Source organism: Streptomyces sp. NPDC088812 (assembly GCF_044750285.1).
Classification (GTDB): Bacteria; Actinomycetota; Actinomycetes; order Streptomycetales; family Streptomycetaceae; genus Streptomyces.
In genome coordinates this window covers 671,027-685,283 of sequence record NZ_JBIVJP010000001.1, presented here as the reverse complement: position 1 = coordinate 685,283, position 14,257 = coordinate 671,027, and the positions used below count along the sequence as shown (strand labels likewise).

The following is a 14,257-nucleotide window of genomic DNA, read 5'->3' as shown; positions in this document are numbered from 1 at the left end:
GAGCGGGAGGTACGCACCATGCGGATCGGGGACGCCGCGGCGGCGGTCGGCGCGACACCGAGGGCACTGCGCTTCTACGAGCAGCGCGGACTGCTGCCGCCGCCGCGCCGCACCAGGGCCGGCCAGCGCGACTACACCCCGGACGACCTCGCCGTCCTGCGCGGCATCCGGCACCTCCTGGCCCTCGGCCTCACCGTCGAGGACCTGGCGGGCATCGCCGACCGCCTTCCGCTGCTCGCCACCCGCGAGCCCCGCCGCTGCCGGCCCCCGGCACCCGGTGAACCGGCCATCGTCGGTACGACGGTGGTACGGCGGCGCGTCGCCGTCCTCGACGCGGAGATCGACCGCCTCACCCGGCTCAGGGACGCGCTGCGGGCCGGACTGTGCCCGGCACCGCGGCACGTGCCCGCCGACGGGCACCCGGCGGTCGGCGCCCGGCACACCCCTTGACCTCCCCGCCGCTCGCTGCCCGCCCGCCCGCGGCAGGCGGGCAGCGAGCGGCGGGCGGAACCCGCCCCCGCGCCACGGCCGGCCTCCGTGCCACGGCCGGCCTCCGCCGCTCCGGGCGACGCGGTCCGGCCTCCGGCCGGCCACGAGCGCGGGCCGCTCCGGCGAGACCCGTCCGGTCCTCGGGCGGTGGGCCGACTCCCCGCAGGCGGAGGGCCGGCTCCCCGCGGGCGTACGGGCACGCCGGCCGGACCGTCGGCTGCGGTCTGCCGGACCTCCGGCCGGGGCGGGGGTCCGCCCGGCCAGGGTGCGTGCCCGCGGGGACACCCCGCGGCGTGATCAGCCCGACGGTGTGGAGTGGCCTCTCCGGCGCCACTCCTCGGCGAGCAGCCGGTAGGAGCGGACCCGGTCCGCGTGGTCGTGGGTGATGGTCGTGATGAGCAACTCGTCCGCTCCCGTGGCCTCCTGGAGCTGTTCCAGCCGGTCGGCCACCCGGCCGGGCGAGCCGACGAACTGGGTGTCGAGTCGGTCCTGGACCAGTTCGCGGTCCTCCTCGCTCCAGGTGTGGGCGCGTGCTTCCTGCGGGGTCGGGAACTCGATCGCGCCCTCGGCCGTGCGGATGCTGCGGACCCACGGGCCGTACCCGGCGGCGAGTTCGCGGGCGGTGGTGTCGTCCTCCGCGACGACCACGTCCGCGGAGACGCTCACGTAGGGCTTGTCGAGGACGTCGGAGGGCTGGAAGAAGGACCGGTAGCCGTCCACCGCCTCCAAGACGGTGGCGGGACTGACGTGGTAGTTGGCGGCGAAGCGCAGGCCCCGGGCGCCCGCGACCTCGGCGCTCTGTCCGCCGCTGCTGCCGAGGATCCACAGCTCGACGTCCGCCCCCTCCCCCGGCACGGCACGGGCTTCGACGCCCTCCGGGGAGCGGTAGGTGCCGGCCAGCAGGGCGAGGATGTCGTCGATCTGCTCGGCGTAGTCCTGTGATTCGGCGTTCGGGAGGAGGAGCAGCTTGCGGTGCAGGGCGACCCGGGGCGAGCCGAGCAGGCGCTCGAAGGAGAAGCGGGGCGGGACGAGCAGGCCGTTCGGTGCGCGGCCGTCGACCACCGGGGTGACCGTCGGCGCGGTCGCCCGCTCCGCCGGCGGGCGGCCGCCCGAGCGCCCGAGGCCCAGGTCGAAGCGGCCCGGGTGCAGGGCGTCGAGCAGGCCGAACTCCTCCACCGTGGACAGCGCGGTGCGATGGCCGAGCTGTACGGCTCCGGAGCCGAGCCGGATGGTGGAGGTGGCGGAGGCGGTGAGGGCCAGGACGACCGCCGGGGAGGTGCCCGCGACGCCGGGGTTGAGGTGGTGCTCGGCGAACCAGTAGCGGGCGTATCCGAGGCGTTCGGTCTGCCGGGCCAGGTCGATGGAGTTGCGCAGTGCGTCGCGCGCGGTGGACCCGGACGGGATCGGTACCAGGTCGAGGACGCCGAGGGGGATGTCAGGCATGTGCCGCCTCCGGGAGTACGGGGCCCCACGCGAACGGCGGATCCGGGATGTCCTTGCGCAGCACCGGGGCGACCGCCGACTGGAACAGTTCCAGCGAGTCGCGGTGCCGGGTGTCGGTGAGCCCGCCCGCGTCCGCGTGCAGGTGCACCACCGTGTGGCCGAACCGCTCGTGGTAGCGGTGCACCTTGTCGATGACCTGCTGGGGGCTGCCGATCAGGGCCGAGCTGCGTTCCACGAAGTCCTCCAGGGTCTCGAAGACGACCGGGAGGCCGGCCTGTCTCTGGAAGGCGAGGTTGCCCTCGAAGACGGGCCGGTAGGCGGCCAGGGCCTCCTGGGAGGTGCGGGCCACGTACAGCCCGGCCGTTCCGGCGCCGACGGCGATGCCGGCCGGGTCGTGGCCGTAGTGCTCCCAGCGCTCGCGGTAGTGACGGATCAACTCGGCGTACGGCTCGATGGGATGGGTGACGTTCGCCGAGAACAGCGGGTCGCCGTAGCGGGCGGCCAGGTCCACCGACTCCTTGCTGGTGGCGCTGCCGTGCCAGACCCGTACGGGCTGCTGGTACGGCCGCGGCCACACCTCCGCGTCCGTCAGTTCGGGGCGGAAGCGGGTGGCCGCGGTGACCTTGTCCTGCCGCCAGATCCGCCGGAACACCTCGTAGCTCTCGGCGTTGCGCTCCCACTGGTCCTCGGGCGTGACGTGGAACAGCTCGCGCTGGGCGGCGCCGTTGCCCTTGCCGATGATCAGGTCGAGCCGGCCGCCGGAGAGGTGGTCGAGGGTGGCGTAGTCCTCGTAGGCGCGGACCGGGTCCAGGAGGCTGAGGGTGGTCACGGCGGTGAACAGCCGGATGCGCCGGGTCAGGGCGGCGACGTGGCTGAGGACGACGGTCGGCGAGGAGGAGATGAACGGGCGCTCGTGCCGCTCGCCCACGCCGAAGCCGTCGAAGCCGAGTTCCTCGGCGAGCAGCGCGTTGTCGAGCACTTCGCGGAAGCGGTCCTGGGTGGACTTCCGTACGCCGGTGACCGGGTCAGGACGGTGCACGATCAGGGTGATGGCGAGGAACTTCACGACGCGGCCCGCTCGGTGCCCGGCACGTCGTCGGGGTGGGCGAGCCCGAGGTGGTCGCGCAGGGTGCCGCCCTCGTACTCGGTGCGGAAGACGCCCTTCTCCTGGAGCAGGGGGACGACCTTGTCGGCGAACTCGTCGAGGCCGGTGGGCGTGATGTGCGGGACGAGGATGAAGCCGTCGGCGGCGTCGGCCTGGACGTATTCGTCGATGGTCCGGGCGACGGTCCCGGGGGAACCGACGAAGGTCTGGCGGTTGCCGGTCTCGATGACCAGGTCGCGGATCGACCAGTTGTGGGCGGCGGCCAGCTCCCGCCACTCACGGGCGGTGGCCAGCGGGTCCCGGTACATGCGCACCTGGGCGCGTCCGCGCGAGATGTGCTCCTCGCTCACCAGGGGGTCGATGTCGGGGAGCGGGCCGTCGGGGTCGTACGACGACAGGTCCCGGTTCCAGACGAACTCCAGGTGCTTGAGGGCCGTGGCCCCGCTCACCTGGAGGCGGCGCACCTCCTTGGCCCGTTCCTCCGCCTCGGCGTCGGTGTCGCCGAGGACGAAGCTCGCGGCGGGCAGGATGAGCAACTGGTCCTTGCGTCGCCCGTACTTGGCGAGGCGGTTCTTGACGTCCGTGTAGAAGGCCTGGCCCGTGTCGAGAGCGGCGTAGCGGCTGAAGATGGCGTCGGCGCCGGCGGCGGCGAACTCGCGGCCCTCGTCGGAGTCGCCGGCCTGGAAGATCACCGGGCGGCCCTGAGGGCTGCGCGGGACGTTGAAGCGGCCGTGGATGTCGAAGTGCCGGCCTTCGTGGACGAAGGCGCCGGCCTTGGCGTCGCTCAGGAAGGTGCCGGTGGCCTGGTCGGCGACGATCTCGTCGCCCCGCCAGGAGTCGAAGAGTTCGTGCGCCGTGGCGAGGAACTCCTTGGCCCGCGAGTAGCGTTCCTCCTGCGGGAGGAAGCCGCCGCGGCGGAAGTTCTCCCCGGTGAAGCCGTCCCAGGAGGTGACGACGTTCCAGGCGGAGCGGCCGCCGGAGAGGTGGTCGAGGCTGGCGAACTGCCGGGCCACCTCGTAGGGCTCGTTGAAGGTGGAGTTGATGGTGCCGGTGAGGCCGAGGTGGTCGGTGACGGCGGCGAGCGCGGCGAGGACGGTGAAGGTGTCGGGGCGGCCGACGACGTCCAGGTCGTAGATCTTGCCGCCCTGTTCGCGCAGGCGCAGGCCCTCGGCGAGGAAGAGGAAGTCGAACTTGGCGCGTTCGGCGGTGCGGGCGAAGTGGGCGAACGAGCTGAACTCGATGTGGCTGCCGGCCTTCGGGTCGCTCCACACGGTGGTGTTGTTGACGCCGGGGAAGTGGGCGGCCAGGTGGATCTGCTTCAGGGGCTTGGTCATGGTCGGGTCTCCCTCCCGCTCAGGCGGCGGCATAGCGGTTGGCGGGGCGGGCCAGGCCGAGCAGCCCGCGCAGGGTGTCGGCCTCGTAGGCGCGGCGGAAGGCGTCGCGGCGCTGGAGTTCGGGGACCAGGCCCCGGGTGATCGCCGGGAGGTCGTGCCCGGCGACGGCGGGGCGCAGCCGGAAGCCGGTCAGTCCGGCGGCCTGGAACTCCTGGAGCAGATCGGCGAGTTGGCTGGGCGTGCCGGTGAAGATCCGGGCGTCGCTGGTGTACTCCTCGCCGGCCAGGGTGTCGAGGCGGTCACGGCGGGCGGCGGCCTCGGCCGGGTCGTCGTCGAGGAAGACGACCAGGTCGGCGAAGACGTGCAGCGGTTCGGCGGCGCGCCCGGCCGTCTTCTGCTCGGCACGGATCTCGGCGACGATCGCGCGGGCCTGGTCGGCGTCGTGAGGGGTGACGTAGCCGACGTCGGCGGCGCGGGCCACCAGACGGTAGGGCACGGTGTCGTGGCCGAGGGCGGTGACCAGGGGCTGGCCCTGGGGCGGGCGAGGTGTGATGGAGGGGCCCTTGACGCTGAAGTGCCGGCCCTCGAAGTCGATGTAGTGGAGCTTGTCGCGGTCGATGAACCGGCCCGTGGCCACGTCCCTGATCTCCGCGTCGTCCTCCCAGCTGTCCCACAGGCGGCGCACGGCCTCGACGTAGTCGGCGGCCTCGTCGAACAGGTCGGCCACCAGGTCAAGCGTGGCCGGGCCGTCGTAGGACTCGATGCGGGGGATCGAGCGCCGGCCGAAGTGGGCGGCCTCGGTGGGGCGGGCGGTGATCTGGACGCGCAGTCCCGCGCGGCCGGTGCTCACGTAGTCGAGGGTGGCGATCGCCTTGGAGATGTGGAACGGCTCGGTGTGGGTGGACACCACCGTCGGCACCAGGCCTATGTGCCGGGTGAGCGGGGCGACGCGGGAGGCGACGAGGACGGCGTCGAGGCGGCCGCGGACCTGGTCGGTGCGGTCGTCCGGGTCCAGGAAGTGGGAGGACTGCGGGCCGAGGCCGTCCTCGATGGTGACGAAGTCCAGCAGGCCGTGCTCGGCCTCGGCGACGAGATCGGCCCAGTACCCGGCGGTGAACAGCTCACGGGGCCTGGCCACCGGATCGCGCCAGGAGGCGGGGTGCCAGCCGGTGCCGTCCAAGGCCACGGCGAGGTGCAGGGGAGAAGGAGGAGTCGAGGACACGGGGGTGCCTTCCTGAAGGGTCCGGGAAACGTCCTGGAGGTCCGCGGGAAAAGACGTCGGCCCCGTACGCGGGCACACGGGGGGAGAGCGCGACGAGCCGACGGGTCGCCCGGCCGACGGCCGGAGCGGGGGCGTCAGGAACGACAGAGCGCGCCGGCCACGCGCTGGAGGTCGATGTGGGGCCGGGAGTAGAGGTGCACGGCGTGGGCTCTGCGGGCCACGTCGGTCACCTCCCTCGGTCGGGCGCGCGGTGGCGCCTCACACATCTCGTCGTCCGTCACAACGCCCCGGCCACGCCCGGTGTTCCCGGGCCGGGGCCGAAGATCGTCCGATACGGACTGGTCCGGAAGGGAGCATACGGCCACCCTCGGCCGTCCCACGACCACCCTCCGGCCGTCCCACGAGCGGGCACTGCTGTCCTGGACGTGCCCTCGCTCCCCCGCCGGGCGACCACGCACCCGCGTGCGGGCCCGGAAGATCGAAACAGGGAACAGGTCCGTGGCGCGTAACGGGGAACGCTCCCGGGGTGCCGCGGCTCGGGTGGTTCGGACGGTGCGGCCCGCGCCGCCGCCGGCCGTGGAGGCGGCCGGCGGCGGACGTGGCGGCCGGCCGGAGAGCGGCGGACACCCGCAGGTCGTGAGGGGCGCGCCGGAGGGACGTCGCCCACCCGGGCCGTCTCGGAGAGGGGCGGGGCACCGGGGCCCGGCGTGGCCCCCGGGTCACGCGCACGGGCCGGGCACCGATCGGTGTGCGCGATCACCCTTGATCACGAATCGGCATTGGACGCGGCCTGCCCGTGTCCTGCATGCTCAGTGGCATGTTCTGGCCTGTGACTGTGACGGAGTTCGGCCGGCCCCCGGCCGGCGGCTTCGGCCATGGTTCCAGCCATCACCTGATGCCCTGTCTGACGCAGTGCCGCGTCGTGGACTTCGGCCGGATCAAGTCGACCAGCTGTCGTTGATCCCACCCGCCCGACCTGCCGCCGGACTCCGGTGAACACGGGCCCGCAGGCCGGACCGCGGGCGACTGCCCGCACCCTCTGACACGGTCCTCCACCTCCCCCCACGGTCGCCGCCCGACCGGGTCCGCCGCGACCCGCCGGTTCCGCACGTCCGGTGCGCCGTATCGCCGCCCCCGCTCCGCTCACCCCACGTGGCCGGACCGTCACCCGATCCCAAGGACACGCACATGCCCATGGCCACCGCCCTGCCCCTCGCCGCACCGGAGGGGGTCTCATGAGCTCCGCGACCGAAAGCCGGCTGTCAACTGCGGACCTCGGCCGCCTGGACGAGGTGAGCGCGTCGCTCGCGGCGACCGCGGCCGAGCACGACCGCACCGGCGCCTTCCCGCACGCGCCGATCCAAGTGGTCCACGAGGCAGGGCTGTTGACCGCGGGGGTGGACCCCCGGTACGGCGGTCCCGGGGCGGGCTTCACCGATGTCGCCCGCATCCTGCTGGCGCTCGGCCGCGGTGACCCGTCGACCGCGCTGATCTCCGGGATGACCATCGTCCCCCACCTCCTGCAGACCCGCAGCCCCTGGCCGCAGGAGCTGTACGCGCGGGTGCTGGCCGAGTCGGCCGAGCGGCCGACCCTGCTCAACCACGCGCGGGCGGAGCCGGAGATGGGCTCGTCCACCCGGGGCCCGCTGCCGGCGACCACCGCCCGGCGGACCGCGGACGGCTGGTCGATCCAGGGCAGGAAGCGGTACGTCACCGGCGCCGAGGGCCTCAGCTACTTCCTGGTCTGGGCGGCCACGGACGAGCCGTCACCGCGGGTGGGCAACTTCATCGTCCCCGCCGGCACGCCCGGCATCGAGATCGTGCCCACCTGGCAGCAGTTGGGCATGCGGGCGACCGGCAGCCACGAGGTGGTGTTCACGGACGTCGAGATCCCCGCGGAGTACGTGCACGAACTCGCCCCGCCCGGCGCCGATCCCGCCCCGGGCACGCTGCCCGGCAGCATCATGCTGCTGCTCTCGTCCTCCCTCTACCTGGGGGTGGCGCGCGCGGCACAGAGTCATGTGCACACCTTCGCCCACACGCGGACGCCCGCCGCGCTGGGGCGTCCCCTGGCCACGACGGACCGCTTCCAGCGCACGGCGGGCGAGATCGAGACCCTGCTCTCCAGCGCCGAGCAGCTGATCTTCTCCGTCGCGGAGCGGGTGGACCGGGGCGATCCCGTCCGCGGTGTCGACGCCCTGGCCGCGAAGGTCGTGGTCGTACGGCATCTCACCACCGCCGTCCGGACGGCGGTGCAACTGCTCGGCAACCCCGGGCTGGCCCAGGGCAGCCCGCTGGAACGGCACTTCCGTGACATCCAGTCGGTGGGGGTCCACGCGCCGGGCGAGGACGCCATCCTGCCGGTCGTCGGTGCGACGGCCCTCGCGGCGGAGGCACCCGATGACTGAGCCGGCCCGATCCCGGTCCGTCGCCCGGCGGGTTCCGCCGGGCGACGGGTCCCCCGGCGGCACACCGTCCGCCGGCCCCGCGTCTCCCGCCTCGCCGTCCTCTCATTCCAGACCCACTCACGCCGGGGGTTCGACCATGCGCCCGTCCCTGTCCGCGCTCAGCCGTCTCCTCGCGGCGACAGTGAGCGGGCTCCTCCTGCTCACCGCCTGCTCGTCCGGCGACGACACCGGCAAGGCGGGCTCGGACACACCGGTCCGGGGCGGGACCCTCACCGCCGCCGTCGACACCGAACCGGTCTCCTGGGACATCCACGCCAGCACCCAGGACGTCACCGCCGAGATCCAGCGCCAGGTGTTCGACTCGCTGGTCTCCCAGGACGCCGACGGTGAGTTCCACCCCTGGCTGGCCACCAAGTGGGAGGTGGCGGACGACTACAAGAGCTACACCTTCCACCTGCGCACCGACGTGACGTTCAGCGACGGCACCCGCTTCGACGCGTCCGCGGTGAAGGCCAACTTCGACCACATCGTCGCCAAGTCCACCAAGTCGCTGTACGCGATCAGCCTCCTGGGCCCCTACACGGGCACCGAGGTCGTCGACGCGCACACGGCCAAGGTCACCTTCTCCAAGCCGTTCGCCCCCTTCCTCCAGGCCGCCAGCACGACCTACCTGGGCTTCTACTCGCCCAAGGCCCTCGCGGCGAACGCCGGCAAGCTCGCCGCGGGCGGTCCCGCCGACGTGGGCAGCGGGCCCTTCGTCTTCACCAGCTACACCAAGGGCCAGTCGGCCGTGCTGACCCGCAACCCGAAGTACGACTGGGGGCCCGCGACCGCCGCGCACACCGGGCCCGCCTACCTCGACAAGCTCGTCGTCCGCTTCCTGTCCACGGCCTCGGTGCGCTCGGGCGCGCTGACGAGCGGTCAGGTGCAGGTGGCGAAGGCCATACCGCCGCAGAACGTCACCACGGTCAAGGCGACCTCCGGGCTGTCGCTCATCTCCCGGCAGGCCCCCGGCGGCAACTACAACCTCTGGCTCAACAGCTCACTGGCCCCGCTCGACGACCAGCGGGTACGCAAGGCGATCCAGCGCGGGATCGACATCGACCAGGACGTGAAGACGGTCACCTTCGGGCAGTACCCGCGGGCCTGGAGCCCCATCAGCCCCACCACCCCCTACTACGACAAGACCCTGGAGGACAGCTGGCCCTACGACCCGGAGGAGTCCGCGAAGCTGCTGGACGAGGCGGGCTGGACCGGCCGGGACGCACAGGGCTACCGGACCAGGAACGGCAAGCGGCTCACGGTGACCTGGCCGCAGCTGTCGATCCAGGCGACCCGTGAGGGGCGCGACGTCCTCGGCCAGGCCATCCAGGCGGACCTGAAGAAGATCGGCATCGAGGTCAAGCGCCCCAGCCTCGACCTCGGTACCTACAACACCCAGGTGTACGGCGGCAAGGCGAACGCCATCGACCTCAGCTGGCCCCGGTTCAGCCCCGACGTGCTGTGGCTGTTCCTCAACTCCGGCAGCGCTCCGGCGAAGGGCGGCATCAACGCCACGTTCCTCACCGACGCCGACTTCGACCGGTGGACGGACGAGGGCCGGGCCACCCTGGACGCGAAGGTCCACGCGGACGTCTACCCCAAGGTGCAGCAGCGGGCCATCGACCTGGCCGTCGTCGTCCCGCTCTACACACAGGTCTCCCTGGTCGGGCACGCCAAGACCGTGAAGGGGCTGACGTTCGACGCCAGCAACTGGCTGACCTACTACGACACCTGGCTGGGCTCGGCGTGACGGCGGCCCCGGCGACGGCCCTCGCCCGTGCGGTCGCCCGGCGGCTGGGTTCGGCGGTGGCCGTGCTGGCGGGGGCCGCGACCCTGGCCTTCCTCGCCCTCCAGCTCATCCCCGGCGATCCGGTGTCCGTCCTGCTCGGGCCGTCCAACGCCGGCTCCCCGGAGGTGCGGGCCGAGATCCGCCGGGAGTACGGCTTCGACCGGCCCGTGGCCGAGCAGTACCTGCACTACCTGGGCCGGCTCCTGCGGGGCGACCTCGGGGAGTCGTACCAGCTCCAGCGGCCGGTGTGGTCCTTGATCGGCGACCAGCTGGGGCCGACCGTACAGCTGGCCCTGGCCGCGCTGGTCCTGGCCGTCGTCCTCGCGGTGCTCTCCGCGGTGGCGACGGCCGGCCGCCGGCCCGCGCTGCGCGCGGTCGCCTCGGTGTGGGAGCTGGTCGCGGCCTCCACCCCGTCCTACTGGGTGGGGATCGTGCTGCTGACCGTCTTCTCCTTCCGGTTCACGGTCTTCCCGGTGGCCGGGGCGGACGGCTTCGCCTCGCTGGTCCTGCCCGCCGTCACGCTGGCGCTGCCGCTCACCGGCGTGCTGGCGCAGGTGCTGCGCGAGGGACTCGAAGCCGCCCTGGAGCAGCCGTTCGTGGTCACCGCCCGCTCCCGCGGCGTCGGCCGTACGGCGGTGCGGCTGCGGCACGCGCTGCGCCACTCGGCCGTGCCGCTGCTCACGCTGGCGGGGTGGCTCACCGGCTCCCTCATCGGCGGGGCGGTCCTGGTGGAGACGGTGTTCGGGCGGCCCGGCATCGGCTCGCTCGTCCTCCAGGCGGTGACCGCCAAGGACATGCCGGTCGTGATCGGCGTGGTGCTGCTCTCGGCCTTCGTCTTCGTCGTGATCTCCACCGTCGTGGAGCTGTTGTACCCCGTCATCGACCCGCGGCTCAGGAGCGCCTGATCCATGGCCAGTTCACTCCTCCCCGATCTCGGCACCGGCTCCGCCGTCGCCGCACCCGCCCGGGTGCGGCGGCGGTGGGCCGGACCGCTGTCGTCCGTTCCCGTGACCGTCGTGCTCGCGGGCGTCCTGCTGCTGCTCGTCGTGTTCGTCGCGGTGGCACCGGGTCTGTTCACCAGCGTCTCGCCCGCGGCGACCGACCCGCTCGCCGCGCTCCAGGGACCCGGTTCCGAGCACTGGCTCGGCACCGACCAACTGGGCCGCGACCTGTTCACCCGCATCCTCTACGGCGCGCGGCCGTCACTGCTGCTGGGCTTCGGTTCCACCCTCATATCGGTCGTCGCGGGCGCGGCCTTCGGCCTGGCCGCGGCGCTGGGCGGACGCGTCGCCGACCAGCTGCTGATGCGGCTGGCCGACATCCTGCTGGCGCTGCCCGCCCTGCTGCTGGCCCTGCTGGTCGTGACCGTGCTGGGCTCGGGCACCGTCAACGTGATGACCGCCATCGGCATCGCCTTCGTCCCCGGCTACGCCCGTCTGGTCCGCGCGGAGGCCATGGTGGTACGCCGCTCCAGCTACGTCGAGTCGGCGGTGGCCCTCGGCCTGCCGCGCCGGCGGATCGTGCTGCGGCACATCCTGCCGAACGCGCTCGCTCCCCTGCTGACCCTGGCGACCGTCGGGTTCGGTACGGCACTGATCTCGGCCTCCGGGCTGAGCTTCCTGGGCCTCGGCCCCGCCGCGCCCTCGCCCGAGTGGGGGGCGCTGCTCTCCGCCGGGCGGGACTTCCTGCAGACGGCGTGGTGGATCGGGGTGTTCCCGGGCGCCGCCGTCACCACGACCGTCATCGCCGTGAACGTGGTCGGCCGCCACGCCCAGCAGCGCTTCACCCGGAGGACCGACCGATGAACGCCACCCAGTCGCCGCTGCTCAGCGTCGAGGGTCTCGACGTCACCTTCCGGCGGGGCGGACAGGTCCGTGCCGTGCGGGACGTGTCGTTCACCCTCGGCCGGGGCGAGTGCCTCGCCGTGGTCGGCGAGTCCGGGTCGGGCAAGAGCGTCACCGCCCGCACCCTGCTCGGGCTGACCGGGGCGCACGCCACGGTGGCGGCCCGGCGGCTCGACTTCGACGGCGTCGACCTGACCGCCCTGTCGGAGCGCGCGTGGCGTGCCGTGCGGGGGCGCCGGATCGGCCTGGTCCTCCAGGACGCGCTGGTCTCCCTGGACCCGCTGCGCACGGTGGGCGCCGAGATCCGGGAGACGCTGCACACGCACGGCCTCGCCCGGGGCGCCGAGGCGCGCGAGCGGAGCCTCGCCCTGCTGTCCGACGCCGGGATCCCCGACCCCGCCCGCCGGGCCGCGGAGTATCCCCACCAGTTGTCGGGCGGTCTGCGCCAGCGCGCCCTGATCGCGTCCGCGCTGTCCGGCGCGCCGGAACTGCTCGTGGCCGACGAGCCGACCACGGCCCTGGACGTGACCGTCCAGGCCCAGATCCTCGACCTGCTGGGCCGTCTGGTCGGCGAGGGCACGGCGCTGCTGCTCATCAGTCACGACCTGGCGGTGGTGGCCAGGCTCGCCGACCGGGTCGCGGTGATGTACGGGGGTCTGGTCGTCGAGCAGGGGCCGGCCCGGGACGTGCTGAAGGATCCCCGGCACCCGTACACCCGGGCCCTGCTGGCGGCGGTGCCCACGATCGGCTCCAAGGGGAGCGCGCTGTCCGTCGCGGCTCCCGGGCGGGGGGAGGCGGCGGGGCCCGGCGGCTGCCCGTACGCGGCCCGGTGCGCCGCGGCCGACGCGCGCTGCCGTGCCGAGCTGCCGGTGGCCGCGGCGGGCGACGACGGGCATCTCACGCTCTGCTGGCACCCCGACGCGCCGCTGCCGTCGGCGGCACCGGCCGTCCGCCGCCCCGTGGCCGCCGCCGGGCGGGAACCCGGCGCCGCCGCCTCCGGCGAGCCGCTGCTGGACGTGCGGGGTGTCTCCAAGCGCTTCCGGGCCCCGGGCGGCGGTTCCTGGACCGCCGTCGACGAGGTGTCCTTCCGGATCGCCGCCGGTGAGACGCTCGGCCTGGTCGGCGAGTCCGGCTCCGGCAAGACGACCACGGCCCGCATCGTGCTCGGCCTGGTGGAGCCGGACGAGGGGAGCGTGCGGTTCGAGGGCGAGCCCTGGAGCGTTCTGCCCGAGCGGGAACGGCGGGCCCGGCGTCCGCGTCTCCAGGTCGTCCACCAGGACCCGCTCGGCTCCTTCGACCCCCGGCACAGTGTGCGGACCATCGTCGCGGAGGCGGTGGGCAGGGCGGGGGTCCCGCGCGGCCGGGTCCGCTCGGCGCGGGTCACCGAACTGCTCGGCCAGGTCGGCCTGTCGGCGCGGGTGCAGGACCGGCGTCCGTCGGAGCTGTCCGGCGGACAGCGCCAGCGCGTCGCGATCGCCCGGGCGCTGGCCACCCGGCCCCGGCTGATCGTGTGCGACGAGCCGGTCTCCGCGCTCGACGTGTCGATCCAGGCCCAGGTGCTGGACCTGCTGGCGGAGCTCCAGCGGGAGCTGGGGGTGGCCCTGCTGTTCATCTCGCACGACCTCGGCGTCGTCCACCACGTCAGCGACCGGGTGATCGTGATGAAGGACGGGCGGCTGGTCGAGACCGGGGACGTCGGGCAGATCTTCGACAGCCCGGCCCACCCGTACACGCGGGAGCTGCTGGCCGCGCTGCCCCGGCCCGACCGGAACCAGGAAGGACAGGGATCACGGGCATGAGCACGGACGTCGACACCGATGCGTGGATCCGGCGCTTCCATCCCTCCCCGGAGGCCGCCGCGCGCCTGGTGTGCTTCCCGCACGCGGGAGGATCGGCCGGCTTCTGGTTCTGGCTCTCGGCGCGGCTGCATCCCCAGGTGGAGGTGCTCGCCGTGCAGTACCCGGGTCGCCAGGAGCGCCGGGCGGAGCCGCAGGTCAGTGACATCGAGGGCCTGGCCGGATCGATCGCCGACGTGCTGCGGCCCTGGTGGGCCGAGCCGCCGGCCTTCTTCGGGCACAGCATGGGCGCCCTCGTGGCGTACGAGACGGCCCGGCGGCTGCGGAGCACGACGGGCTCGGGGCCGGCCGCGCTCTTCGCCTCCGGCAGACGGGCGCCGTCCACCGTCCGCGCCGAACGGCTCCACCTCGCCGACGACCGGGAGCTGCTGGCGGAGATCGTCCGCCAGGGCGGGACACCTCCCGCGCTGCTCGAGGATCCCGAGCTGGTCGCGATGGTCCTGCCGACGCTGCGCGGCGACTACCGGGCCGTGGAACGCTACCGCCACCGGCCGGGCCCTCCGATCGAGGCCCCGGTCACCGTGCTGGTCGGCACCGACGACCCGAAGGTCACGGCGGACGAGGCACGGGCCTGGGAGCGGCACACCGCCGGCTCCACCGAGGTGCTGTCCTTCAGCGGCGGCCACTTCTTCCTCACCGAACACCAGGACCGGATCGGTGCGCTGATCCGTTCCCGGCTGCTCCCGGGCGCCGCGCCCGCACCGGAGCGGGCCTGACCAGCTCGC

General features: G+C 73.7%; 13 protein-coding genes. 8 read left to right on the top strand and 5 right to left on the bottom strand.

Features of this window, described 5'->3' with window-relative positions; translation table 11 throughout:
- Positions 1-18: 18 nt before the first annotated feature.
- Positions 19-450 (top strand): MerR family transcriptional regulator, encoded by a 432-nt coding sequence (locus ACIP67_RS02895; RefSeq protein ID WP_401686341.1) that lies wholly within the window; start codon positions 19-21, stop codon positions 448-450.
- A gap of 336 nt (positions 451-786) precedes the next feature.
- Here ACIP67_RS02895 and ACIP67_RS02890 read toward each other — a convergent pair whose 3' ends face one another.
- The 5 genes from ACIP67_RS02890 to ACIP67_RS02870 form a co-directional block, all read right to left on the bottom strand.
- Positions 787-1,932, bottom strand: a complete 1,146-nt coding sequence (locus ACIP67_RS02890; protein WP_401686338.1) for an LLM class flavin-dependent oxidoreductase — start codon at positions 1,930-1,932, stop codon at positions 787-789.
- On the bottom strand, positions 1,925-2,998 hold the full coding sequence (locus tag ACIP67_RS02885) for an LLM class flavin-dependent oxidoreductase (RefSeq protein WP_401686336.1): 1,074 nt from the start codon (positions 2,996-2,998) through the stop codon (positions 1,925-1,927). Before ACIP67_RS02885 ends, ACIP67_RS02890 begins: the two co-directional genes overlap by 8 nt.
- The gene (locus ACIP67_RS02880) at positions 2,995-4,371 is read right to left on the bottom strand and encodes an NtaA/DmoA family FMN-dependent monooxygenase (protein WP_401686333.1); all 1,377 of its coding nucleotides are present in this window, start codon (positions 4,369-4,371) and stop codon (positions 2,995-2,997) included. Before ACIP67_RS02880 ends, ACIP67_RS02885 begins: the two co-directional genes overlap by 4 nt.
- A 19-nt stretch (positions 4,372-4,390) precedes the next feature.
- Positions 4,391-5,593, bottom strand: coding sequence for an LLM class flavin-dependent oxidoreductase (locus ACIP67_RS02875; protein WP_401686330.1), 1,203 nt, complete (start codon positions 5,591-5,593; stop codon positions 4,391-4,393).
- A 134-nt stretch (positions 5,594-5,727) separates the two neighbouring features.
- Positions 5,728-5,823, bottom strand: coding sequence for a putative leader peptide (locus ACIP67_RS02870; protein ID WP_401686328.1), 96 nt, complete (start codon positions 5,821-5,823; stop codon positions 5,728-5,730).
- Positions 5,824-6,410: 587 nt separating this feature from the next.
- Here ACIP67_RS02870 and ACIP67_RS02865 point away from each other — a divergent pair.
- The 7 genes from ACIP67_RS02865 (at position 6,411) to ACIP67_RS02835 (ending at position 14,248) form a co-directional block, all read left to right on the top strand.
- Positions 6,411-6,554 carry a hypothetical protein gene (locus ACIP67_RS02865; protein ID WP_401686325.1) on the top strand — a complete coding sequence of 48 codons (144 nt, stop codon included), beginning with the start codon at positions 6,411-6,413 and terminating at the stop codon, positions 6,552-6,554.
- A 274-nt stretch (positions 6,555-6,828) separates the two neighbouring features.
- Entirely contained in the window at positions 6,829-8,001 is a 1,173-nt protein-coding gene (locus ACIP67_RS02860; RefSeq protein WP_401686322.1) for an acyl-CoA dehydrogenase family protein, read from the top strand.
- 136 nt (positions 8,002-8,137) lie between these two features.
- Positions 8,138-9,793, top strand: a complete 1,656-nt coding sequence (locus ACIP67_RS02855; protein WP_401686320.1) for an ABC transporter substrate-binding protein — start codon at positions 8,138-8,140, stop codon at positions 9,791-9,793.
- Complete coding sequence (locus ACIP67_RS02850; protein WP_401686318.1) at positions 9,790-10,737, top strand: ABC transporter permease; 948 nt, start codon at positions 9,790-9,792, stop codon at positions 10,735-10,737. Before ACIP67_RS02855 ends, ACIP67_RS02850 begins: the two co-directional genes overlap by 4 nt.
- Positions 10,738-10,740: 3 nt before the next feature.
- The gene (locus ACIP67_RS02845) at positions 10,741-11,637 is read left to right on the top strand and encodes an ABC transporter permease (RefSeq protein WP_401686315.1); all 897 of its coding nucleotides are present in this window, start codon (positions 10,741-10,743) and stop codon (positions 11,635-11,637) included.
- Entirely contained in the window at positions 11,634-13,475 is a 1,842-nt protein-coding gene (locus ACIP67_RS02840) for a dipeptide ABC transporter ATP-binding protein (RefSeq protein WP_401686312.1), read from the top strand. Before ACIP67_RS02845 ends, ACIP67_RS02840 begins: the two co-directional genes overlap by 4 nt.
- Complete coding sequence (locus ACIP67_RS02835; protein ID WP_401686309.1) at positions 13,472-14,248, top strand: thioesterase II family protein; 777 nt, start codon at positions 13,472-13,474, stop codon at positions 14,246-14,248. Before ACIP67_RS02840 ends, ACIP67_RS02835 begins: the two co-directional genes overlap by 4 nt.
- Positions 14,249-14,257: the final 9 nt, after the last annotated feature.